This window comes from Pseudomonas sp. Pseusp3 (assembly GCF_047304225.1).
GTDB classification, from domain to species: domain Bacteria; phylum Pseudomonadota; class Gammaproteobacteria; order Pseudomonadales; family Pseudomonadaceae; genus Aquipseudomonas; species Aquipseudomonas fluorescens_CD.
The window spans coordinates 36,556-58,821 of sequence record NZ_JBGLYV010000038.1 but is presented as its reverse complement, the minus strand read 5'-3'; the positions used below and the strand labels follow the sequence as shown (position 1 = coordinate 58,821).

Sequence of the window (22,266 nt, the reverse complement as noted above, 5' to 3'; positions counted from 1 at the left end):
CCGGTGCCCTTGGGTTTTTCGCGAGCAGGCTCGCTCCTACAGGGATTCAATGTAGGAGCGAGCTCGCTCGCGATGGCAGTCAACGATGACGCGGGGCACCTGAATCTACTCGGTGCCCTTGGTTTTTTCGCGAGCAGGCTCGCTCCTACAGAGATTCAATGTAGGAGCGAGCTCGCTCGCGATGGCGTCAGCGAAAGCGCCGCATCACTTGCCTTGGAACTCCGCCTCACGCTTGGCAATGAACGCCGCCATCCCTTCCTTCTGATCCTGCGTCGCAAATGCCGCATGGAACACCCGGCGCTCAAAGCGCACGCCTTCGGCCAGGCTCACTTCAAAGGCACGGTTGACGCTTTCCTTGACCATCATCGCAATCGGCAACGACTTCTTGGCGATCAACGCGGCGACTTTCAGCGCTTCATCCAACAGCTCATCGCTCGGCACGATACGCGCCACGATGCCGCAACGCTCGGCTTCCACGGCATCGATCAAACGCCCGCTCAGGCACATTTCCATGGCCTTGGCCTTGCCCACGGCGCGAGTCAGGCGCTGGGTGCCGCCCATGCCCGGCAACACGCCGAGGTTGATTTCCGGCTGACCAAATCGGGCATTGTCGCCCGCCAGGATGAAGTCGCACATCAACGCCAGCTCACAGCCGCCGCCCAGGGCGAAACCGTTGACCGCCGCGATGATCGGCTTGCGGCGGTTGGCCACACGGTCGCTGTCGCTGAACAGGTCGTCGATGTAGATCTGCGGATAGGTCAGCTCAGCCATTTCCTTGATGTCGGCACCGGCGGCAAAGGCTTTTTTCGAACCGGTCAGGACGATGCAGCCGATGTTCGAGTCAGCCTCAAAGCCGTCGAGGGCCTGGTTCAGTTCGCTGACGATCTGCGCATTCAACGCGTTCAACGCTTGCGGACGGTTGAGGGTGATCAGGCCAACGCGGCCATGGGTTTCCAACAAAATCGTTTCGTAGTTCACAAGGGACTCCTTCTTATAAATTGCGCGAAATGACCATGCGTTGAATATCGCTGGTGCCTTCGTAGATCTGGCAGACCCGCACGTCGCGGTAGATCCGCTCCACCGGGAAGTCGTTGAGGTAACCGTAACCGCCAAGGGTTTGCAGCGCCGAGGAGCATACCTTCTCGGCCATTTCCGAGGCGAACAACTTGGCCATCGACGCTTCGACCAGCGCCGGCTTGCCGCTGTCACGCAGGGCGGCGGCGTAGTGCACCATTTGCCGCGCCACGGCGATCTGGGTCGCCATGTCCGCCAGGCGGAACGCCACGGCCTGGTGCTCGATGATGGGCTTGCCGAAACTCTCGCGCTCACGGGCGTAGTCGCGAGCCGCTTCGAACGCGGCGCGGGCCATGCCCACCGATTGCGAAGCGATCCCGACGCGGCCGCCTTCAAGGTTGGCCAGGGCAATCCTGTAGCCTTCGCCCTCCTCGCCCAAGCGATTGGCCACCGGCACCTTCACGTCTTCGAAAAGGATCTGGCAAGTGTCGGACGCATGCTGACCGAGCTTGTCTTCGACCCGCGCAACGGTGTAGCCCGGCGAATCGGTCGGCACGATAAAAGCGCTGATACCGCGTTTGCCGGCGCCCGGATCGGTCACTGCAAACACGATCACCACCCCGGCATTGCGCCCGGAGGTGATGAACTGCTTGCAACCGTTGAGCACGTAATGATCGCCCTCCAGGCGCGCGCGGGTTTTCAGGCCGCTGGCGTCGGAACCGGCCTGGGGTTCAGTCAGGGCGAATGCGCCGAGCATCGCGCCGCTGGCCAGCGGCTTGAGGAAGCGCTCTTTCTGCTCATCCGTGCCGTAGTTGAGGATCGGCACACAACCCACGGAGTTGTGCACACTCATGATGGTCGAACAGGCGCCATCGCCGGCGGCGATTTCTTCCAGCGCCATGGCGTAGGCCAGGTAACCGGTGTCGCATCCGCCCCACTGCTCCGGCACCAGCATGCCGAAGAAGCCCAGCCCGGCCATTTCGCCAATGGCTTCCTTGGGAAAGCGATGCTCACGGTCCCACTCGGCCGCGAACGGTTTCAGCCGTTCCTGGGCAAAGTCCCGGGCCATGTCGCGGATCTGTTGTTGGTCGTCATTGGGGATCATGGTGAATCCTTAAAAATGTAATCGCCCCCTGTAGGAGCGAGCTTGCTCGCGAAGGGCCTGAGAGCGCCGCATTCATCCAGGCAGACCTCGTCATCGTTGACGCCCTTCGCGAGCAAGCTCGCTCCTACAGGGACTGCGCAAGTCTTAATACAGGCATTCCACGGCCATCGCCGTCGCTTCACCGCCACCAATGCAAATCGCCGCGACACCACGCTTCAGGCCCTTCTGGCGCAGGGCCGAGAGCAAGGTCACGAGAATCCGCGCACCGGACGCCCCGATCGGATGACCGAGGGCGCAAGCACCGCCGTGCACGTTGAGTTTCTCGTGGGGAATTTCCAGATGAGTCATCGCGGCCATGCCGACCACGGCGAAGGCTTCGTTGACTTCCACCAGATCTACGTCATTGAGCGACCAGCCGGTTTTCTTCATCAACTTCCTGATTGCGCCAATCGGTGCCACCGGGAACAGGCCCGGGGTATCGGCGAACGCAGCGTGGCCATGAATCACCGCCAACGGTTTCAGGCCTTGCTTCTGTGCCTGCGACTGGCGCATCAGCACCAGTGCGGCGGCACCGTCGGAGATCGAACTGGAGTTGGCCGCCGTCACCGTACCGCCTTCACGGAACGCCGGTTTCAACGAAGCGATCTTGTCCAGCTTGGCTTTGGGCGGCTGCTCGTCATTGCTGATCACAACCTGCTCTTTGCCGACCGTCACGGTGAGCGGCACGATTTCGTCCCTGAAGCTGCCGTCCTTGATCGCCTGCTGGGCGCGAGTGGTCGAGGCGATGGCGAACGCGTCCTGGGCTTCACGGCTGAAGCTGTTGGTTTCGGCGCAGTCTTCGGCGAAGGTGCCCATCAGGCGGCCCTTGTCGTAGGCGTCTTCGAGGCCGTCCAGGAACATCGAGTCCTGCACCCGGCCATGGCCCATGCGGTAGCCGGCACGGGCGCGGTCCAGCAGGTAAGGCGCGTTGGACATGCTTTCCATGCCACCGGCGACCACCACGTCGGCACTGCCGGCCACCAGCATGTCGTGGGCCAGGATCGCCGCTTCCATGCCGGAACCGCACATCTTGTTCAAGGTGGTGCAGCGGGTCGATTTATCCAGCCCGGCACCCAGCGCCGCCTGACGCGCCGGGGCTTGGCCGAGGCCTGCCGGCAGTACGCAGCCGAACAGCACTTCGTCGACGCTATCACTGGCGACGCCGGCACGTTCAACCGCGGCCTTGATGGCGGCAGCGCCGAGTTGCGGCGCCGTCAGGCTTTTCAGTTCGCCCTGGAAACCGCCCATCGGGGTGCGGACGGCGCTGACGATTACAATCGGATCGTTGGACATTGTCATGACAAATCCTCCTTATTTGGCGGCCATGCGCAAGGCACCGTCGAGACGGATCACCTCGCCATTGAGCATGCTGTTTTCAATGATATGCCTGACCAGCGCGGCATACTCGCCCGGTTTGCCCAGGCGCGGCGGAAATGGCACGCCAGCCGCCAGGGAGTCGCGGACTTCCTGGGTCATGCCGGCCATCATCGGCGTTTCGAAGATGCCGGGAGCGATCGTCATGACACGGATGCCGAAACGCGCCAGTTCGCGGGCAGCGGGCAAGGTCAGGCTGACAATCGCACCTTTGGACGCCGAGTAGGCCGCCTGACCGATCTGACCGTCGTAAGCCGCGGCAGACGCGGTATTGATGATCACGCCGCGTTCGCCATCGGCGTCCGCTTCGGTTTCCGCAATCGCCGCTGCCGCAAGGCGCAGCATATTGAAGCTGCCGATCAGGTTGACGTTGATCACCTGGCTGAAGCTGGCCAGCGCGTGCGGGCCATTCTTGCCAAGAATCTTCTCGCCACGCACGATGCCGGCGCAATTGACCAGGCCATTGAGGCCGCCAAAGGCCTTGACCGTCGCCTGCACGGCGGCTTCGGCCGCTGCTTCGTTGCTGATGTCCGCCACCACGCTGTGCGCGCCAAGGCGCTGGGCCTGGGCGGCAACGGCTTCGGCGTTCATGTCCACCAGCATCACTTTCGCGCCTGCGGCAACCAGCACCTCGGCAGTGGCTGCACCAAGGCCGGAAGCGCCACCCGTGACGATAAATATCTTGTTCTCGATCTGCATCATTGTTTCCCTGGATTCAAGCTGGAACGTTCTTCGCCGCGGCCTCTTGAGCCTTGGCGATTTCCTGGTTGCGCAAGATAAAGCGCTGCAATTTGCCGCTTGGGGTTTTCGGCAACTCGCTGACAAATTCGATTTCGCGGGGGTAGGAATGCGCCGCCAGACGCTTGCGCACGTGTTGCCGCAGCTCTTCGGCCAACGCAGGTTCTGCGCGGTATTGCGGGCTGAGCACGACAAAGGCCTTGACCAGTTCGGTGCGCTCCGGATCGGGTTTGCCGATCACTGCGGCCTCGACCACGGCCGGGTGTTCGATCAGCGCGCTTTCCACGTCGAACGGACCGACCCGGTAACCGGAGGTGGTGATCACGTCATCGCTGCGACCGACGAAGCTGATGCTGCCGTCCGGGTTCCACTCGACGGTGTCGCCACTCAGGTAATAGTTGCCGACAAAGGCCTTGGTCGGCCCGCCTTCGTAGCCGGCGAACCAGCACATCGGCGATTGGCTGCGGTCGATGGCCAGAATGCCCGGCTGGCCAACGCCCAGTTCCTTGTATTCGTCATCCAGGACCACGATGCGGTGGCCTGGCGAGGCAAAACCGGCCGCGCCCATGTGAATCGGATGTTCAAGGCCGTGGTGGTTGCACAGCACCATGCCCAGTTCGGTCTGGCCGTAATGGTCGTGGATCACCACGTCGAGGTTGTCGGCGAACCAGCGGATCACTTCCGGGTTCAGCGGCTCGCCGGCGCTGCTGACGATGCGCAGCTTGCCCTTGATCGATCTGGCGAATTCGTCGCCGCCGGCAATCAGCAAACGGTAGGCGGTCGGCGAACCGGTGAGATTGGTAATCCCGTACTTGTTGATCACCCGGCAGGTGCTTTCCAGGGTGAACGGGCCATCGTAAAAGGTGATCGGATGCCCCATGGCCATCGGCCCCGTGACACCGAAATAGATACCGTAGGCCCAACCCGGATCTGCGACGTTCCAGAAGGCGTCTTCCGGGCGCAGATCCACCGCATCGCGGGTGTAGCTCTGGAACGCAACGATGGCCTTGAGCGGCACCGACAGGGCTTTCGACGGACCGGTGGTGCCCGAAGTGAACATCAGCAGGAACGGATCTTCCCCGGTCAGCAATACAGGCTCACAGTCGGCGGAATAGTTGGCCAGTTCGGCCCAGAAACTGCAATCGCCACGAACCAGGCCCTGCCCTTTGGGGCCTGTGACGGTCACCGTGGTCGGGCAATCGGCGACTTCGGCCAGTTTCGGCCGGTTCACCGCATCGGTGACCACCACTTTGGCGCCAGAGCAGCTCAGGCGGTGCTCGATGGCTTTGGGGCCGAACGCGGTAAACAGCGGTTGATACACCGCACCGATGCGCCAGGTGGCGAACACGGTGATCAGCAGTTCGATATTGCGTGGCAACAGGCCGGCCACCTTGTCGCCTTTCTTCACGCCCAAGGCCTGTAGGTAATTGGCGAAACGCGCGGCCTTGTCCTGCAGTTCGGTGAAGGTATAGGTCGCACTGGTGCCGTCGCGTCCTTCCCAGAACAGCGCGATGCGGCCCGGCAAGGCATGCCGGTCACAACATTCGACACAGGCGTTGAGGGCGGTCAGATCGCCTGCGAGTGCGGTGTCGACGGTGTGCTGATAATTGAACTGAGAAGTAGCAGACAAGTAATCGCGCATTGCCAGAATCCCTCTGTGTTTCTTATTAGGTTGGGGGAACCGTAATCAACAGGGAAATACTCGCTCTGCGCGGGGTGTCGGGCAATGGTCAAAGTTATCAAGTTGTCTGACTGCTTTGGCCAAAGCCCGCAGGGTATCAAGCGATGAAGCGCACTCCGGGTTTGGCGCGCTCGTCCACGGTCAGTTCGAAAACATCCGGCCGCGCGTAGTGGCCGACCACGTCGTAGTCGTAGCGGGCGCGTACCAGGTCGTCAGTGTCGATTTGCGCGGTAAGCAGACCGGCGCTGTCACGCAACGGTCCGGCGAGGATGTCGCCCATGGGACCTACGATCACACTGCCACCGGCGATCAATGGCCGATCCGCCGGCCAGTTGGCGATGTCCACGCCCAGGGCCTTGGGTGAGGCCTGGACCTGACAGGCACTGACCACGAAACAACGCCCCTCATGGGCGATGTGGCGCATGCTGACCTGCCACATCTCCCGTTCGTCCACGGTCGGCGCGCACCACACCTCCACGCCCTTGGCGTACATCGCCGTGCGCAGCAACGGCATCATGTTTTCCCAGCACACCGCCGCACCGACACGCCCGACCTGGCTGTCGATCACCGGCAGCGTCGAACCATCGCCCTTGCCCCAGATCAGCCGTTCGGTGCCGGTGGGCATCAGTTTGCGGTGTTTGGCCACCAGACCGGCCTGCGGATCAAAGTACAGCGCGGTGCAGTACAACGTGCTGCCCGCACGCTCGATCACGCCGATCACCAGATTGGCCCCAGTGCGGGCGGACAGCGCCGCCAACGCCTCGGTTTCCGCGCCGGGCACGTCGATGGCATTGGCAAAATAGCGGGCAAAGGCTTCGCGACCTTCCGGCAGGCGATAACCCAATTGCGTACCAAAGCCCTCACCTTTGGGATAACCGCCCAGCAGCGCTTCCGGCATCACCACCAACCCGGCGCCGGATTCGATGATCGCGTTTTCATAGGACAGGATCTGTTCCAGGGTTTCAGCCTTGCCGCCGGGCAATGCGCCGATTTGCAGGGCCGCAACGATTGATTTGGGCATATCGGAAACTCCATTCGCATCAGGTGTTGCTCATTATCCAGCGTCACGCAATCATCAATAAAGACCGACTCACTGCTGAATGATATGAGCCAAATGAATATCACAGACATCGACCTCAACCTGCTCAAAGTCTTCGAAGCGCTGCACGAGGAGTCCAGCGCCAGTCGTGCCGCCTTGCGCCTGGGCGTGACGCAATCGGCGGTCAGTGCAGCACTGCGGCGGTTGCGCGAGGTGTATGGCGATCAGCTGTTCGTGCGCACCGGACGAGGCCTGGCCCCCTCGCTCAAGGCCAATCAGCTCAAGCCGGTGGTCAGCGATGCCCTGAACAAATGCCGGCAGAGCCTGGCGATGGTCGATCCGGCCGCACAGCAGTACGACGGTCGCTCGGTCACTGTGGGAATGTCGGATGATTTCGAAATTGCCTACGGCCGGCGGATGATTGAAGAAATCGCCCGTACCGCGCCGAAGCTGCGGCTGATTTTCCGCCAGACCCACAGCCAGATCGTCGCCCAGGCGTTGATGGAGCGCAGCATCGACCTGGCGATCACCGCGGGCGGGGTTGCCGAGCGGCTGCTCAGCCGTCAGGTACTGGGGGAAGGCGGATACCTGTGCCTGGCGGACCCGTCGAGCCTGGGCGCGGGCCAGCAGAGCATCAGTCTTGAAGAGTTTGTCGCCCGCGAACACATTCTGGTGTCGTCCGGCGGTTTTATCGGGATTACCGACGAGGGGTTGGCCGCGCTGGGGTTGAGTCGGCGGGTGTGCGCCTCGACCACGCACTTTGCCGCGCTGCCGCATTTGCTCAAGGGCAGCCAGGCCGTTGCGACCATTCCGGCTCATGCGGCGCAAAGCATCGCAACGCTCAGCGGACTGGCGTTGCTGCCCTGCCCCTTGGCGTTGCCACGTTACCCGATCGAGCTGGGCTGGCGCACCAGCACCCAACTCGATCCGGTGGTGTTGAAAGTGCGTGAAGCGATTGTCGCAAGTTTCGCGTGACAGCCGATATTACTTGTTGGCGGCCATCAGGCGATTGACTTCACTGCGCACCATGTTGGCGAATTCCGGGGGCGACATACCGTCCAGCTCGGCGCGCACCCATTCCGCCCACTTGCCTTTGCGCTTGGCCCGTTCGCCGAACAACCGCGCGGCCTCACCCTTGGCTTTGCCCAGATTGTTTTGCCAGAGTTCGAACAGACGGGATTTCTCGTCTTCAAGCGCAGCGCGCTCGGCGAGGGGTTTGTCGGCCAGATTGAAGCTCATGGGATTTTCCTGCTGCGTAAAATAGGCGACATCTTACACTGTAGGACGAAATGTCCTGCGCCGGTTTTTCAGCAAGATGGCCTCACTGGGCAAAATAGCTGCAACTTTTCCGACAACCGCAGACTCCATTGTTCACTGTCCACTTACCTGCAAGGAGTACTTCAATGGTCCGCAAAACCACCGCGCAAGCCGCCGAAGACCAAATCAAGGATCTGGCGTTCAGCGAACTTCAATCGCTGATCGAAGAGTCGGAAAAACTGCTGAAAAGCAGCGCTTCACTGGTCGGGGAAGAAGCGGACACCATTCGCGGACAAATCGCGCTGAAACTCCGGCAGGCCAGGGATTCGGTAACCAGCGTGCGCGACCGGACGCTGCCCGCGGTCGAGGCCACTGAAACCTATATCGGCGGGCATCCATGGCAAACCGTGGCGATTTCTGCCGGGTTCGGCCTGGTGGTGGGGTTGTTGTTGGGGCGGCGCTAAATACTGGCAAAAACTGAACCCTGTGTGGGAGCGGGCTTGCTCGCGAAGGCGGTGTGTCAGCAACCAAGCTATCGGCTGACACGACGCCTTCGCGAGCAAGCCCGCTCCCACAAGGCTGACAGCGTCAGACGCCCGCCAGCTCCCGCAGGTTCGCCAGCGTCTTGGCATCCAGCTCGATGCCGTTGACCTGCGACCTGGCGCGCTGATGATGACGCCGGTCACCCGGCAAGCGCTTCAAGCCGACCCCGTGCATTTGACGCACCAGTTCCTGGCTGCGTTCGGCAAAGCTTTGCCCCGCCGCTTTGCCCGGATCGATCACGATCAGCAATTGGCCAGTCCAGGGCGTCTTGGCGCCAGGGTGGTTCTTCCAGTCGAATTCGAAGGAAAAATTCCCCCCGGTCAGTGCCGCCGCCAGCAGCTCGACCATCATCGACAACGCCGAGCCCTTGTGCCCGCCAAACGGCAGCAACGCGCCGCCCTCGAGAATTGCTTTCGGGTCTGTGGTCGGCTGGCCGAGGCTGTCCACGCCCATCCCTGCCGGCAAGCGTTTACCCTCGCGCGCGGCAATTTGCACATCACCATGGGCAATGGCACTGGTGGCAAGGTCGAAGACAATCGGTTCGCCGTCGGCCCGCGGGGCGGCGAAGGCAATCGGGTTGGTGCCGAACAGCGGCCGGTCGGCACCGTGGGGCACCACGCAGGTCATGCTGTTGACCACACTCAAGGCCACCAGGCCTTCATAGGCAAAAGGTTCGACATCCGGCCACAGCGCAGCGAAATGGTGTGAGTTGCGAATCGCCAGTACCGCGATTCCGGCGCTCCGCGCTTTCTCAACCAACAGCTCGCGTGCGGCCGCCAGGGCCGGTTGCGCAAAACCGTTGGCGGCATCGACCCGCACGAAACCTGAAGCCACATCTTCGACGATCGGAACGGCCTGGCCGTTGACCCAGCCACTTTGCAGCGTGGACACATAACCCGGCATCCGGAACACGCCGTGGCTGTGCGCGCCGTCGCGCTCGGCGCCCGCGCAGTTTTGCGCCAGCACCCTGGCGACATCGGCCGAGGTGCCGTGACGCAAGAAAATCTTCTCCAGCAAAGCGCTCAACGCTTCAAGGGACAGGTATTGCGAGACCGCAGTGGACGCGTGATCGTGTGGCGCAGACATCTGAAGCTCCAGACTAATTATTGGAGGGGGCAACAGCGTACGTAGACCGCCGATTAACAACGCGCCGGGAGCGAGCTGTCAACCCTTCGATTGCGCAGGCTGGCACGAACGCCAGCCGCCCATGCGTTAACTATCTACCGCCTGCGCCCCGGCGCCGATTTTTCGTCTCGACGCTCCTTCCATTGGCGTATTGCGCCGCGCCTCAACGTTGGTCCACCGGGCAGGTCCACGAATTCTCCCATCCGAAAAGAACGCAGCACTCTGGCGAAAAATAAACGCACTTTGATGGGTAATTGCCATGACTGATGTTCTCGCAGACTTCCCCCAAGGTTAGAATGCACGAAATCAGGATGAGCCAATGACCGACCACACGCTCTCGGAAGCCGAATACGACGCCATCACCGATGCCGCAGCGCATTGGTGCATGCGCCTGCACGCCAATGATTGCACTGAGCAAGAGCGCCAGGCGTTCGCGCAATGGCGGGATGCGCATCCGCTCCACGCCTTCGAGTACGAGGCGATGCTGGATATCTGGGATGTTGCCGGGGACCTGCCTTGCCCCGCCCCCGTCATGCCGATGGTTCATGCCAAACCGCAGACGCCCTGGCGCACCATGGGCATAGCGGCTGCCGTGTGTGCCCTGGCGTTACCGCTGGCCGCGTACAGCGGCTGGCACCTGGGCTGGCTGCCCAACTCGTACCAGCATTTCGAATCGACCGACAATGTCCGCACGGTCACCTTGAACGATGGCAGTCAGGTTGAGTTGAACCTGGGCAGCGAGCTGACCTACAGCAACTACAAGAATCAGCGGCAAGTCACGCTGAAAAAAGGCGAGGCGTTCTTCAGCGTCAGCCATGACACTCGTCACCCGTTTATCGTCAAGGCGGCTGAAGGCCGCATACGCGTGACCGGGACCAAGTTCAACGTCTGGATGTATGAAGACCAGGTGAAGGTGAACCTGATCGAAGGCTCGGTGCTGGTCAGCAGCAACGATAACCTGTCCGGCGACGGACTGCGGCTGGGTCCGGCGATGCAGGCAAGCTATCGCCGCGGCGATTTCACTCCGCGCATCAGCGATACCTATGACAACGACAGTTCGCTGGCCTGGCGCCAGGGCAAACTGGTGCTCGACGATCTGGCGCTGGCCGATGCATTGCCATTGATCAACCGTTACCTGGAAAAGCCGTTGAAGATCGCTGACAACAGCACCGGTTCGATCCACATCGGCGGCATCTATAGCATCAAGGAGATCAACGGTCTGGTGAAGTCCCTGCCCCGCGTGCTGCCGGTGTACCTGACGCGCAATGACAACGGCAATCTGGTGGTCAACGCGATTCCGCAAAAGACCCCAAAAAGCTGAAAAGGCCGCAACCCTTGCCGGGTGCGGCCTTCCTCGTTCGTTTCAGCACCCCTTCAGATCACTGCGCGGCCACCTTGGCGGGCTTTTCATCCTGTTGACGGATGGTCTGTAGCTGATACTGCGGATCGGCGGTGATCTGTTGCTCGGTGAACGGCAACACGCTCAATTGCTTGTTCGAAAACGCCTGGGTCTGATCCCGGGAATACTTCGACGCCGGGTCGCTCGATAACGAAAACGCCAACAACCCTTTGGCCTGTGGCCCCTGCTCGTCAAAGGTCACCACCTGCAAGTAGCTGGTGCCGCTGACCACTTCATGCTTGCCGTCGGACCTTGGCACGCTCTGGATCGCGTTATAGATCCCCAGCATGCCCGGCCCGCCGTGAATCGGTGTTTGCTGGCTACCGCTGCTGACCACCTGGATATCGCCCCAGCGGCTGTCTGGTTTGAGACCAGCAGCGCTGACTTGTTCGACCGAGGCCAGCATCGCCGCCCGCAGCGCCTGCGCCACGTTCGGACGATCGACCGCCAGGCCACGCGGGGTGTGTTGCGGGTCTAGCGGATCGAACGCCACGCGCCAGACATCAGGGACCGGCTCCAAGGCCTCCATGACATTCTGGAAGTGGACAAAGCCAAGGCCACTGTTCAGGTTTGCCGTTCGATCCCACGTTTTGAGGCTGGCGCACAGTGGCGTGAGCGCTTTTGCGTCGGCACCGAGATTTTTCGCGCAAAACTGCAGCAGATCAGGCATCACTAGAGCGGCCTGATAAACCTGATCGTCCATGACCATGTGTTGCAAGTCCGCCGGCGCGACCTTGGCCAGCGTATGCAAGCGATCCAGCGCAAAACGCGAACGCAAGCCCAGTGGCTGATTGTCCTGGCTGATCAATGGCGAGTAGCCGGTCAGTGGTTGTGCCGGGTTGGCCAGCCACGCCGAATCGTTGGAGTGCTGGACAAAATCCTTGCGCAGCAACTGCGGTAGTTTGTCCGAGGCATAGATGCCGGCCTGCGCGGCCAGCGGGTCGATGTCCCAGGCACAGGCACTGTTGGAACCGTCGAGGATGATCATCTGCAGGCCGATCCGCGGATCGCTGCACTGGGCGAGCTTGGCAGCACTGACGTTGGGCACCACCGACAGGTTCATGTACAGCGTCTGCCCCTGATCGTCCGCCGCCAGCGTGTTGACCCAAGGAATCCCCTGGATCTTGTGCACCGAGTCCTGGAAATCCTTGAGGTTGTCAGCGCGGTTCATTGCGTACCACTGTTGCAGCACGCGGTCGTTATCCAGGTTGGCATCGCGCAGGCTGTAGGCGTACTGACGGTCCCAATCCAGCTTTCCTGGCCATTGCACCACCGGGCCGAACTTCGAGCTGTAGATCACACGGGAAACCGCCTGGACCTGCCCGTCCGCCTGTTTGACGTTGACGGTCAGGGTTTGCTTGTCCATTGGCAGGGACTGGCCGTCGAGCAGGTAACGGGTCGAATCCTTGGGGTCGAGTTGCAGACGGTACAGCGTGAAGTGCCTGGAGGAATCCACGGTGTGGGTCCAGGCCAGATGTTGATTGAAACCGATGTTGATCACCGGCAGGCCGGGCAACGCCGCGCCCATCACGTCCAGTTTGCCGGGAATGGTCAGGTGCATCTGATAAAAACGCATGCCGCCCACCCACGGAAAGTGCGGATTGGCCAGCAACATGCCGCGCCCGTTGAAAGAACGCTCGCTGCCGACCGCGACGGCATTGCTGCCCCGGTCCAGGGCAAAGCGCTGCATCCGCGTGGCGGCCACCTGGAAATCGGCGTTTGACGCCAGAGTGACCGCCTCAGGCGGCGCGGCTCCGGCCAGGGCCTCGGCAAATTGCCCGACTCCGCCCTCGACCAGCAGGCGCCGGGTCAATTTCACCAGATCCATCGACGTGATATCCCGCACCCAGTCGCCCTGGCATTGCGCCGGCAAACCCTGTGCGCGACGTTCGGCCAGCGAACGGTTATACCCCGCCACGTAACCCTCAATGAGTTCGCGGACCTGCGGAATTTGCGCTTGCCAGAAACCGGCCACGGCCTGTGGTGTATTCAACCAGGTGAAAAACACATCACTGACCCGGTTCTCCCGCTCTTCGACGGTGAATTGATCCGGTCCGAAATACCGTGAGCGCTCACCATTGACCGTAGCGATCTCGTTAGCCAGCAGGCACAGGTTGTCCTGGGCGTAGGCATAGCCGATGCCGTAGCCAAGCCCGCGCTCGTTGTCGGCACGGATGTGCGGCACGCCGAAACCGGTTCGGCGGATGTCCGCGCTCGTTTGCGCAGGCGAACCGCTCGCGCTCGCAGCAAGGCTCAGCCCCAGGCTCAACCCCAGTGTCACACCCGCCAGGCTCAACCTGGCTAACTGGCTGGAAATAATCACGCTCGCTCCTGATCGAAAAAACGATGGCCACTGCTGCGCATACCCGCACGCACCGTGCCTCCCTGTAGGGACGAAGCTCACACCAGAAATTTAGGGTTTTACCGCGCATTGGCGCAAGGACTGACAGGTTGATCACGCGGTGGCGACAAAATTTCTACATTCGAGCCTTCATGATTTGCGCTGCTCATACGTCTAGTCATGTAAGAGCGCCCACTTTTTCCTGATCAGGCTCTGAAAAGGAGTTTTTGCAATGTACAACTCGCGACTGCCAACGGACGGTAGCAACGCGCCAAAGGGTGCTTCCATGGGAGTTGGCGTATTCGAGCCGCGTAGCGATCGCCACGGCAACGAGCGCATCAGGATCCTGCTCAAAAGCTATGGCCTGCGCACCAGCCTGATCCGCCTGAAAGTCATCGATGCCTTGCTGGCAGCCGCCGAAAGCGACCGCAGCCTTGGCGTACGCGGCGTGCACAGCCAATTGCTGGACCTGGATATTCCATTGTCCTTTCTCAGCGTGCGTGAAGTGCTAAAGCGCTTGTGCAGCGAAGGCGTGATTGTCCTCAACCCCGACAAAAGCTACAGCCTGCACCCTCAGGCTGCCGCCATCCTGCGCAACCCGTGATCGAATGATCAGGGCTTGACCTTGCGGCGCATCACGCCATTGATGACCACCACGACCACCGCCACGCCTATGGCGATGTACTGGAACATTTTTTCGCTGATGACACCGGTATTCTGCAACCAGGAAAGGCCAAACATGATCCCCAGTACCACCAGGGAGATCAGAATCGAGTATTTCAAACGTTGCGACTGAGTCATTGCGGGTTCCTGAATCTGAAAAATGTATCCGGTTTGTATCGACATGCATGCCAGGCGCTTACCCTGTTTCGGGAATGACCTGCTATAAGCGCGGTCTCATGTTACAGCCGATGAAGATTTTTAGCTTCATTACGGCGATAACATGAGGATTTCCAAAATGTTGCGTCGAATCACACTGCTGATTCCACTGTTTGCCCTCCTGACCCTGAGCGGTTGCATTATTTACCCCCATGGGGGCCGGCATCACGATCACTACTACGGCCATGGCGGACCGGGTTACTACCAACATCGTTAACGGCGGCTCAATATCCCGAGTCCTTTCTGTAAAAGTCATTGCCAGGCTGGGCACACAGTTCTACCAGCCAATCGACAAACACCCGCACCCGCCGGGATAACTGGCGGTGCGGCGGATACAGCGCCGTCATCGGCATGCCCGGTGGCGGCACTTGCTTGAGCACTTCACACAAACGTCCCTCCGCCAGTTGCCGCGCCACATGGTAGTACGGCGTCTGCACCAGACCATATCCGGCCTCGCACGCCGCCAGATAGCCATCGGCACTGTTGACCGCCACCTGCTTGGGCAGGTCGAGCGACTGCACCTGGCCATCCACGACAAACTCCAGCCCATAGCGTTTTCCGCTGCTGCTGGAGAAGTACTCGACCACCTGATGCCCGCGCAGGTCATCCAGGGAACGAGGCGTTCCGTGCCGCTGCAGATAATCAGGGCTGGCACAGGTCACCTGATCCATCATCACCAGCGGCCGCGCCACCAACGAATCGTCCAGCGTCGAGCCACCGCGCAACACGCAATCGACACCTTCGCGAATCAGGTCGACCGGCCGGTCATTCAAGCCGATTTCCAGCTCGATCAAGGGATAGCGGGCGGTGAATTGCGGCAGCGCCGGGATCACCACCAGGCGCCCCACTCCCGCCGGCATGTCCACGCGCAACAGCCCCTTGGGATTGTGCCGTGCTGCACTGAACACCGCTTCGGTCTCTTCAAGATCCGCCAGCAAGCGTACGCAACGTGGGTAATAGGCCGCACCGTCGAGCGTCAGGCTGATCTGCCGCGTGGTGCGTTGCAACAGTTGCACCCCCAGATGCGCCTCCAGTTGCTTGATCAGGATGGTTACCGAGGCCCGGGGCAATTGCAGGCTGTCGGCGGCCCTGGCAAAGCCACCCAGCTCGACGATTCGGGTAAAGACGCGCATGGCATTGAAACGGTCCATTGCTGGCTCCACCGGCAGATTGTTTAGATTTAACGAATAGTGATAGCCGTTTTAGCCGGTTTATCTTGTTTCTGTCGAGATGAACAATGGCGATTCACTTCACAGGGAGCTGATTTCATGCACACACGTCAATTGGGAAAAAACGGTCCGCAGGTTTCGGCCATCGGCCTGGGTTGCATGGGTATGACCGATTTCTATACCACCGGCACGGACACCCGCGAAGCCACCGCCACCCTGCATCGCGCGCTGGAACTGGGCGTCAACCTGCTCGATACCGCTGATATGTACGGCCCGCACAGCAATGAAGAACTGATTGGCAAGGCCATTGCCGGCAAGCGCGACCAGGTGTTCCTGGCCAGCAAGTTCGGTATCGTCCGCGACCCGGCGAACCCCGGCGCCCGGGGCGTCAACGGTCGGCCGGAATACATTCGCCAGTCCATCGACGGCAGCTTGAAACGCCTCGGCGTGGATACCCTTGACCTGTATTACCAGCACCGCATCGACCCGCAGGTGGCCATTGAAGAAACCGTTGGCGCCATGGCCGATCTGGTCAGTGCCGGCAAAGTCCGTTATCTGGGATTGAGCGAGGCCTCGGTGACGACACTGGAACGGGCGCACAAGGTTCATCCGATCAGTGCGTTGCAAAGTGAATATTCGCTGTGGAGCCGCGATCAGGAAGAAAACGGTTGCCTGGCAGCCTGCCAGCGCCTGGGCGTCGCCTTTGTGCCTTATAGCCCGTTGGGCCGGGGGTTTCTGACCGGCGCATTGAAAAGTCCGGATGATTTCGCCGCAGACGATTACCGCCGTTTCAGCCCGCGCTTCCAGGGCGAAAACTTCGCGAAGAACCTGCTGCTGGTGCAGCAAGTGCAGGCCCTGGCGGCGGAAAAAGGCGTGACGGCGGGCCAACTGGCGCTGGCGTGGGTGCTGGCCCAGGGTGATTACCTGATTCCGATTCCCGGCACCAAGCAACGTAAATACCTGGAAGAAAACGTGGCCGCACTGCAGGTGACGCTGAGCGCCGAAGAGCTGCACGCGCTGGAGTCGGTCTTTGCGGCTAATGCCACCGCTGGCCTGCGTTATCCGGAGGAAGTCATGAAGCTGCTCGACCGGTAAGGGTCACCGGCCCGTTCGATGAATCGGGCGGGCCGGGTAACACGGCTTCAGGCCTTGGCCGGGAGACCATTGCACCTGACGATTTTGTAATGTGCCCCTCATCTGCCTGACAGCGTTGATCTACCATCATCGAACGGCGGATCTTTGTAGTACTTCGAAACACTCCTTGAATGCCTGACCGGGAAAAATGGTCAGAATGCGTTTTTTGCCCGTTAGCCGAGACGAATCCCATGCGAAACCCTCTGCGTCTGATCGCCCTGAGCGCCCTGTTCATTTCTTCCCTGGCCCAGGCCGCCGACCTCATTCCGATCGAGGTTCATCGCGACGCCAATTGTGGTTGCTGCAAAAAGTGGATCACCCACCTGGAGGCCAATGGCTTCAAGGTCGAAGACCACGTCGAAGCCAACATGAGTGAGTTCAAGCAACAGCACGGTGTACCGCCGCGCCTGGCGTCGTGCCACACCGCATTGATCAATGGCAAATTCGTCGAAGGTCATGTCCCGGCCGATCAGGTCCTGGCCTTGAGCAAGCGCGACGATCTGCTCGGTGTCGCCGCCCCCGGCATGCCCATGGGGTCGCCCGGCATGGAAATGGATGGCATGAGCGATGCCTATCAGGTCATTGGCCTGAAAAAGGACGGCACTGACGTGGTGGTTGCGGACTACCCCGCCCATTGATGTCCGGCGCATACCTCGGGCTGTTTTTCGCCGCATTCGGCGCCGCCACGCTGCTGCCGTTGCAATCCGAAGCCGTGCTGGTCGCACTGCTGCTCAGCGATCGGTATTGGCTCTGGGCGCTGCTGGCAGTGGCAACGCTGGGCAACGTCCTGGGGTCGCTGCTTAACTGGTGGCTGGGGCGCGGGATCGAGCGGTTCCGCGACCGGCGCTGGTTTCCGGTGAGCCCCCGGCATCTGGAAAAAGCCCGGTTTCATTACCAACGCTACGGCCATTGGTCATTACTGCTCAGTTGGCTACCGGTGATCGGCGATCCGCTGACGCTGGTCGCCGGGGTCATGCGCGAGCCACCGGGGCGGTTCCTGCTGATCGTCACCCTGGCCAAAGGCGCCCGTTATGGTGTACTGGCCGTGGCGACATTGGGCTGGATGGGTTGAACCATCAAGGGCGGCGATTGCCTGTGCTTAATGTCGCCCTAATCGAGCCGATCCAGCATCGGCGGATTTTCCATGGAGTTGCCCCATGCCGCGCCCCCTCTCCCGCTGGTTACACGGCCTGTTGCTGACCGCCGCACTGCCCGCCATCGCCCAAGCCGAAGGACCGGCATACGGTCCCGAACTCCAGGGTTTCGACTATCCGTACACGCTCAAGCACTTTGCGTTCGAATCCCAGGGCCAATCCCTGCAAATGGGTTACATGGACGTCGCCGCCCACGGCAAGGCCAATGGTCGCAGCGTGGTGCTGATGCACGGCAAGAATTTCTGCGGCGCCACCTGGGACAGTTCGATCAAAGCCCTCAGCAACGCCGGCTATCGGGTCATCGCCCCGGATCAGATCGGCTTCTGCACCTCCAGCAAACCGGCGCACTATCAGTACAGCTTCCAGCAACTGGCGACGAACACCCAGCAATTGCTCAAGGCGCTGGGCATCCAGAAAGCGACTCTGCTGGGGCATTCCACCGGCGGCATGCTCGCCACTCGCTATGCCTTGCAATACCCCGAACAGGTCGAGCAACTGGCGCTGGTCAACCCTATCGGCCTGGAGGACTGGAAAGCCCTCGGTGTGCCCTATCGCACGGTTGATCAATGGTACGGACGCGAACTCAAACTCAGCGCCGACGGTATCCGCAACTACGAACGCAGCACGTATTACGGCGGCCGCTGGAAACCTGAATTCGATCGCTGGGTCGACATGCTCGCCGGCCTGAACAAAGGCCCGGGGCATACGCAAGTCGCGTGGAACTCGGCGCTGATCTACGACATGATCTTCACCCAGCCGGTGTACTACGAATTCCACAACCTGCGGATGCCGACCCTGCTGTTGATCGGAACGTCCGATACCACCGCCATCGGCAGTGACATCGCCCCTCCCGAGGTCAAGGCGAAGATCGGGCACTACGACGTCCTCGGCAAACAGGTGGCCAGGCTGATTCCCCAGTCCACGCTAGTCGAATTCCCTGGCATGGGCCACGCGCCACAGATGGAACAACCGGCACAATTCCACCAGGCCCTGCTCGCCTGGCTGAACAAGACCAACCCCGTGCGTTGAAGAGGAAAGGCTGATGCCTGTACAGATTGCAGTGCTTGATGATTGGCAGGATGTGGCGCGGGACGTGGTGGACTGGTCGGCGCTGGACAGCGTCGGCCAGGTGAGCTTTCTCCATGACTACCCCACCGATAACCCATCCCTGGCCGAGCGCCTGGCCGGGTTTGAGGTGATTTGCGTAATGCGCGAACGCACCCGCTTCGATGAAGACCTGCTGCGCCGCCTGCCTAAGCTCAAACTGCTGGTGACCGGCGGCATGCGCAACGCCGCGCTTGACCTGAAAGCCGCCGCCGCACTGGGCATTCAGGTCTGCGGCACCGACAGCTACAAACACGCCGCACCGGAACTGACCTGGGCGCTGATCATGGCCGCAACCCGCAACCTGGTGGTCGAAGCCAATGCCTTGCGCGCCGGCCAGTGGCAACAAGGCCTGGGTGGCGACCTGCATGGCAAGACGCTGGCGATCCTCGGTCTGGGCAGCATCGGCCAGCGCGTCGCGCAGTTCGGCCAGGTGTTCGGCATGCGCGTCATTGCCTGGAGTGAAAACCTCACCGCCGAACGTGCGGCGCAAGTCGGTGTGACCTATGTCAGCAAGCAGGAACTGTTCGAACAGGCCGACGTGTTGTCGGTGCACCTGGTGCTCAGCGACCGCAGTCGAGGCCTGGTGGACGCGCAAGCACTGGGCTGGATGAAGCCCACGGCGCTGCTGGTAAACACCGCTCGCGGGCCGATTGTCGATGAAGCGGCCTTGATCAAGGCACTGCAGAAACAGCGGCTGGCTGGTGCCGCTCTGGACGTCTTCGAACACGAGCCCCTGCCCGCCCACCACCCGTTCAGGACGCTGGACAACGTGCTGGCAACACCCCATGTCGGGTACGTGAGCCAACAGAACTACCAGCTGTTTTTCTCGCAAATGATCGAGGACATCCAGGCCTGGTCTGCCGGCTCCCCCATTCGTTTGCTGGGCTGATCGCGCGCCAACGTTCATCGTCGAAACACCGCCCGGATGTTTTGCTCGACGAAAATCCCATGTGGGAGCGGGCTTGCTCGCGAAGAGGCCGTAACATTCAACATCATCATTGACTGGTACACCGCCTTCGCGAGCAAGCCCGCTCCCACAGGGATCTTCAGCGCACACAAAGCTGCGCAAGGCTCAAAACCATGCCTGCGCCCCGATATGAGCTTTCCTTGAAAATACCGCCAGTACGTAATGAATAATTGTTCTTGCTGCGGTGTTCTCATGACATCAACCGTGAACATAAGATTGCCGGGGGCAGACAGCCCCCTTCAATTGTTCAAGCCGTTGGCTGTTTCGACCTTGCGCTGCATCCGGCGGGCGCGACCTGATCTGAAACGCATGAACCTGTGGAGCCAAGCCCATGAGTATTCGTTTTGCTGTTCTGATGACCCCGCTGTTGCTGACCGTTGCGTTGTCCGGCACTCTCGCCTTGGCCAACGGTGGCGGCGGCGGTGACGAGCCTCCCCCCAGACCCCATTGCCCGAAAGGTCAGGTGCTCGATACCCGATCGCAGCGCTGCGTCAGGCAGACCAGCAACCTGGTGCCTGACGAAGACCGCACCAACTATGCCTATCAACTGGCCAAGGACGGGCGTTACGAAGAAGCCCTGGCCCTGCTTGACACACTGAAACAGCCAAATACGGCAAAGGCGTTGAACTATCGCGGTTACGCCACGCGTAAACTGGGACGTACCGACGAAGGCATCGGTTATTACCTGCAATCGGTAAAACTCGACCCGCAATACGCGCAAGTCCGTGAATACCTCGGCGAGGCCTATGTGGTCAAAGGCCGGCTGGACCTTGCACAGGAGCAACTGCAGCAGATCAAAGCCATCTGCGGCAATACCCGGTGCGAGGAGTACCAGGACCTGGCCGAAGCCATCAACGATTCATCGAAAACCTGACAACCCGAGCGGACGGAGGTCGCCATCGCCAGCGATCAGACAATACGAACGGAACTGTACCAGCACCTGGCGCGTTTATGGCGCTACGGCCTGCTGCTGTCCCGACAACGGCATGTCGCCGATGACCTGGTACAGGCCACCTGCGTGCGGGCGCTTGAGCGGGCCGGACAATACGAGCAGGGAACGCGCATGGACCGCTGGCTGCTGAGCATTCTGCATTCGATCTGGCTCAACGAAGTCCGCGCCCAACGGGTGCGTCAAGGTCAGGGCTGGGTGGATGCCGATCAGGCCTTGTCGTTCGATGGAGAATCCGTGGCGCAGACCCACGTGTTGGCGGCACAGGTCATCCGGCGCGTCGATGCATTGCCCGAGGCCCAGCGCGAAACCGTGTTTCTCGCCTACGTCGAAGGGTTGTCCTACCGCGAAGTCGCCGATGTGCTGCAAGTGCCCATCGGCACGGTCATGAGTCGCCTTGCCACCGCTCGTGCGAAATTGGCCGAATACCCACCGTTGCACTCGGTGCCCAACCCTAACCGAGGAGAACATTGATGAGCGCAAGACCCTCGGACGAACAACTGGTGGCGTACCTCGACAACCAACTCGATGCCGAGCAGCGCTCGCGCATCGACGCGGCCATCATCGCCGACCCTATGCTCGGCCTGCGTCTGCAATGGCTGAATCGCAGTAGCCTGCCGTTCAAGGAAGCCTACGATGAACTGGCCCGGCAGGCCCCGGTGGATCGCCTGCAGGCCATGCTCGCCACGCTGCCCTCTCCGGTCCGCCCTGCGCTCAATCGACGCTGGTTCCTTGCCGCGGCGGCCGGACTGTTGGCCGGCGGCGTGTTGGCGGACCGTTTGTTCCTCGGCTGGCAAGCGAGCCAGAAGACACACAACTGGCGCGGCCTGGTGGCCGATTACATGGCGCTCTACGTGCCGGAAACCCTGGACCATTTACCCGCTGATGAAGCCAGCCAACGGGCACAGCTGCGGACCATCGATGCGCGCCTGGGCCTTGACCTCGCACCGGCAAAACTGAGCCTGCCCCGTGCCGAGTTCAAGCGTGCGCAAATCCTCGAGTACGACGGTGCGCCCATCGCCCAGATCACCTACCTCGATCCGGCGCACGGCCCCATGGCGCTGTGCGTCACCCGCTCCAACAGCGGCAGCCGCCATTTCGCCCGGGAACAGCGGCGCGAGCTGAACATCGTGTATTGGGCAGACATGGAACACGCCTGGATGCTGATCGGGCATCAGTCGATGACGGATCTGGAGGAGATGGCCAAGCTGTTGCGCAGTCGGCTGAGCGCTTGATAGTCGTTTTTTTCACC

The 22,266-nt window shown here is 61.2% G+C and carries 24 protein-coding genes; 13 read left to right on the top strand and 11 right to left on the bottom strand.

Annotation, left to right across the window (positions count from 1 at the left end; translation table 11 throughout):
• Nucleotides 1-204: 204 nt before the first annotated feature.
• The 6 genes from ACCD00_RS15180 to ACCD00_RS15155 form a co-directional block, all read right to left on the bottom strand.
• Nucleotides 205-978 (bottom strand): enoyl-CoA hydratase, encoded by a 774-nt coding sequence (locus ACCD00_RS15180; protein WP_056724587.1) that lies wholly within the window; start codon nucleotides 976-978, stop codon nucleotides 205-207.
• A gap of 13 nt (nucleotides 979-991) precedes the next feature.
• Entirely contained in the window at nucleotides 992-2,119 is a 1,128-nt protein-coding gene (locus tag ACCD00_RS15175) for an acyl-CoA dehydrogenase (protein WP_413425697.1), read from the bottom strand.
• 144 nt (nucleotides 2,120-2,263) lie between these two features.
• Nucleotides 2,264-3,457 carry an acetyl-CoA C-acyltransferase gene (locus ACCD00_RS15170; RefSeq protein ID WP_413425695.1) on the bottom strand — a complete coding sequence of 398 codons (1,194 nt, stop codon included), beginning with the start codon at nucleotides 3,455-3,457 and terminating at the stop codon, nucleotides 2,264-2,266.
• A 12-nt stretch (nucleotides 3,458-3,469) separates the two neighbouring features.
• Nucleotides 3,470-4,231 (bottom strand): SDR family NAD(P)-dependent oxidoreductase, encoded by a 762-nt coding sequence (locus ACCD00_RS15165; protein WP_413425693.1) that lies wholly within the window; start codon nucleotides 4,229-4,231, stop codon nucleotides 3,470-3,472.
• 16 nt (nucleotides 4,232-4,247) lie between these two features.
• Nucleotides 4,248-5,912, bottom strand: a complete 1,665-nt coding sequence (locus ACCD00_RS15160) for an AMP-binding protein (protein WP_413425691.1) — start codon at nucleotides 5,910-5,912, stop codon at nucleotides 4,248-4,250.
• A 136-nt stretch (nucleotides 5,913-6,048) separates the two neighbouring features.
• Complete coding sequence (locus ACCD00_RS15155; RefSeq protein WP_413425689.1) at nucleotides 6,049-6,972, bottom strand: carbon-nitrogen hydrolase family protein; 924 nt, start codon at nucleotides 6,970-6,972, stop codon at nucleotides 6,049-6,051.
• A gap of 84 nt (nucleotides 6,973-7,056) precedes the next feature.
• On the opposite strand from ACCD00_RS15155, the gene ACCD00_RS15150 reads away from it, so the two are divergent.
• A complete protein-coding gene (locus tag ACCD00_RS15150; protein ID WP_413425687.1) occupies nucleotides 7,057-7,965 on the top strand; it encodes a LysR substrate-binding domain-containing protein in 909 nt (302 codons plus the stop codon).
• 9 nt (nucleotides 7,966-7,974) lie between these two features.
• Here ACCD00_RS15150 and ACCD00_RS15145 read toward each other — a convergent pair whose 3' ends face one another.
• Nucleotides 7,975-8,229: a hypothetical protein gene (locus ACCD00_RS15145; protein ID WP_057400121.1), complete on the bottom strand. Its 255-nt coding sequence runs from the start codon at nucleotides 8,227-8,229 to the stop codon at nucleotides 7,975-7,977.
• A 164-nt stretch (nucleotides 8,230-8,393) separates the two neighbouring features.
• Between ACCD00_RS15145 and ACCD00_RS15140 the strand changes: the two genes are divergently transcribed.
• The gene (locus ACCD00_RS15140) at nucleotides 8,394-8,711 is read left to right on the top strand and encodes a DUF883 family protein (protein WP_413425685.1); all 318 of its coding nucleotides are present in this window, start codon (nucleotides 8,394-8,396) and stop codon (nucleotides 8,709-8,711) included.
• Between the two features lie 124 nt (nucleotides 8,712-8,835).
• Here ACCD00_RS15140 and ACCD00_RS15135 read toward each other — a convergent pair whose 3' ends face one another.
• The gene (locus ACCD00_RS15135) at nucleotides 8,836-9,876 is read right to left on the bottom strand and encodes an Ldh family oxidoreductase (RefSeq protein ID WP_413425683.1); all 1,041 of its coding nucleotides are present in this window, start codon (nucleotides 9,874-9,876) and stop codon (nucleotides 8,836-8,838) included.
• Nucleotides 9,877-10,234: 358 nt separating this feature from the next.
• On the opposite strand from ACCD00_RS15135, the gene ACCD00_RS15130 reads away from it, so the two are divergent.
• Complete coding sequence (locus tag ACCD00_RS15130; protein ID WP_413425681.1) at nucleotides 10,235-11,236, top strand: FecR family protein; 1,002 nt, start codon at nucleotides 10,235-10,237, stop codon at nucleotides 11,234-11,236.
• A gap of 58 nt (nucleotides 11,237-11,294) precedes the next feature.
• Here ACCD00_RS15130 and ACCD00_RS15125 read toward each other — a convergent pair whose 3' ends face one another.
• Nucleotides 11,295-13,637 (bottom strand): acylase, encoded by a 2,343-nt coding sequence (locus tag ACCD00_RS15125; protein ID WP_413425679.1) that lies wholly within the window; start codon nucleotides 13,635-13,637, stop codon nucleotides 11,295-11,297.
• 250 nt (nucleotides 13,638-13,887) lie between these two features.
• Here ACCD00_RS15125 and ACCD00_RS15120 point away from each other — a divergent pair, with 250 nt between their 5' ends.
• A complete protein-coding gene (locus ACCD00_RS15120) occupies nucleotides 13,888-14,259 on the top strand; it encodes a fe2+ zn2+ uptake regulation protein (protein WP_413425677.1) in 372 nt (123 codons plus the stop codon).
• Between the two features lie 8 nt (nucleotides 14,260-14,267).
• Here the strand turns inward: ACCD00_RS15120 and ACCD00_RS15115 are convergent, their stop codons facing one another.
• Nucleotides 14,268-14,456 (bottom strand): hypothetical protein, encoded by a 189-nt coding sequence (locus ACCD00_RS15115; protein WP_413425675.1) that lies wholly within the window; start codon nucleotides 14,454-14,456, stop codon nucleotides 14,268-14,270.
• A gap of 157 nt (nucleotides 14,457-14,613) precedes the next feature.
• On the opposite strand from ACCD00_RS15115, the gene ACCD00_RS15110 reads away from it, so the two are divergent.
• Complete coding sequence (locus ACCD00_RS15110; protein ID WP_413425673.1) at nucleotides 14,614-14,751, top strand: hypothetical protein; 138 nt, start codon at nucleotides 14,614-14,616, stop codon at nucleotides 14,749-14,751.
• A 7-nt stretch (nucleotides 14,752-14,758) separates the two neighbouring features.
• Here ACCD00_RS15110 and ACCD00_RS15105 read toward each other — a convergent pair whose 3' ends face one another.
• A complete protein-coding gene (locus ACCD00_RS15105; protein WP_413425671.1) occupies nucleotides 14,759-15,685 on the bottom strand; it encodes a LysR family transcriptional regulator in 927 nt (308 codons plus the stop codon).
• 117 nt (nucleotides 15,686-15,802) lie between these two features.
• Between ACCD00_RS15105 and ACCD00_RS15100 the strand changes: the two genes are divergently transcribed.
• The 8 genes from ACCD00_RS15100 to ACCD00_RS15065 all read left to right on the top strand — a co-directional run bounded on the left by ACCD00_RS15100 (nucleotide 15,803) and on the right by ACCD00_RS15065 (nucleotide 22,249).
• Nucleotides 15,803-16,798, top strand: a complete 996-nt coding sequence (locus ACCD00_RS15100) for an aldo/keto reductase (RefSeq protein ID WP_413425669.1) — start codon at nucleotides 15,803-15,805, stop codon at nucleotides 16,796-16,798.
• A 230-nt stretch (nucleotides 16,799-17,028) separates the two neighbouring features.
• A complete protein-coding gene (locus tag ACCD00_RS15095; RefSeq protein ID WP_413425667.1) occupies nucleotides 17,029-17,475 on the top strand; it encodes a DUF411 domain-containing protein in 447 nt (148 codons plus the stop codon).
• Complete coding sequence (locus ACCD00_RS15090; protein ID WP_413425665.1) at nucleotides 17,475-17,909, top strand: YqaA family protein; 435 nt, start codon at nucleotides 17,475-17,477, stop codon at nucleotides 17,907-17,909. The genes ACCD00_RS15095 and ACCD00_RS15090 overlap by 1 nt, the downstream gene beginning before the upstream one ends.
• An 85-nt stretch (nucleotides 17,910-17,994) precedes the next feature.
• On the top strand, nucleotides 17,995-19,020 hold the full coding sequence (locus ACCD00_RS15085; RefSeq protein WP_413425663.1) for an alpha/beta fold hydrolase: 1,026 nt from the start codon (nucleotides 17,995-17,997) through the stop codon (nucleotides 19,018-19,020).
• A gap of 13 nt (nucleotides 19,021-19,033) precedes the next feature.
• Nucleotides 19,034-19,987: a D-2-hydroxyacid dehydrogenase family protein gene (locus ACCD00_RS15080; protein ID WP_413425661.1), complete on the top strand. Its 954-nt coding sequence runs from the start codon at nucleotides 19,034-19,036 to the stop codon at nucleotides 19,985-19,987.
• 409 nt (nucleotides 19,988-20,396) lie between these two features.
• The gene (locus ACCD00_RS15075; RefSeq protein WP_413425659.1) at nucleotides 20,397-20,939 is read left to right on the top strand and encodes a tetratricopeptide repeat protein; all 543 of its coding nucleotides are present in this window, start codon (nucleotides 20,397-20,399) and stop codon (nucleotides 20,937-20,939) included.
• Between the two features lie 66 nt (nucleotides 20,940-21,005).
• A complete protein-coding gene (locus tag ACCD00_RS15070; protein ID WP_413425701.1) occupies nucleotides 21,006-21,488 on the top strand; it encodes an RNA polymerase sigma factor in 483 nt (160 codons plus the stop codon).
• Nucleotides 21,488-22,249, top strand: coding sequence for an anti-sigma factor family protein (locus ACCD00_RS15065; RefSeq protein WP_413425657.1), 762 nt, complete (start codon nucleotides 21,488-21,490; stop codon nucleotides 22,247-22,249). Before ACCD00_RS15070 ends, ACCD00_RS15065 begins: the two co-directional genes overlap by 1 nt.
• Nucleotides 22,250-22,266 lie beyond the last annotated feature (17 nt).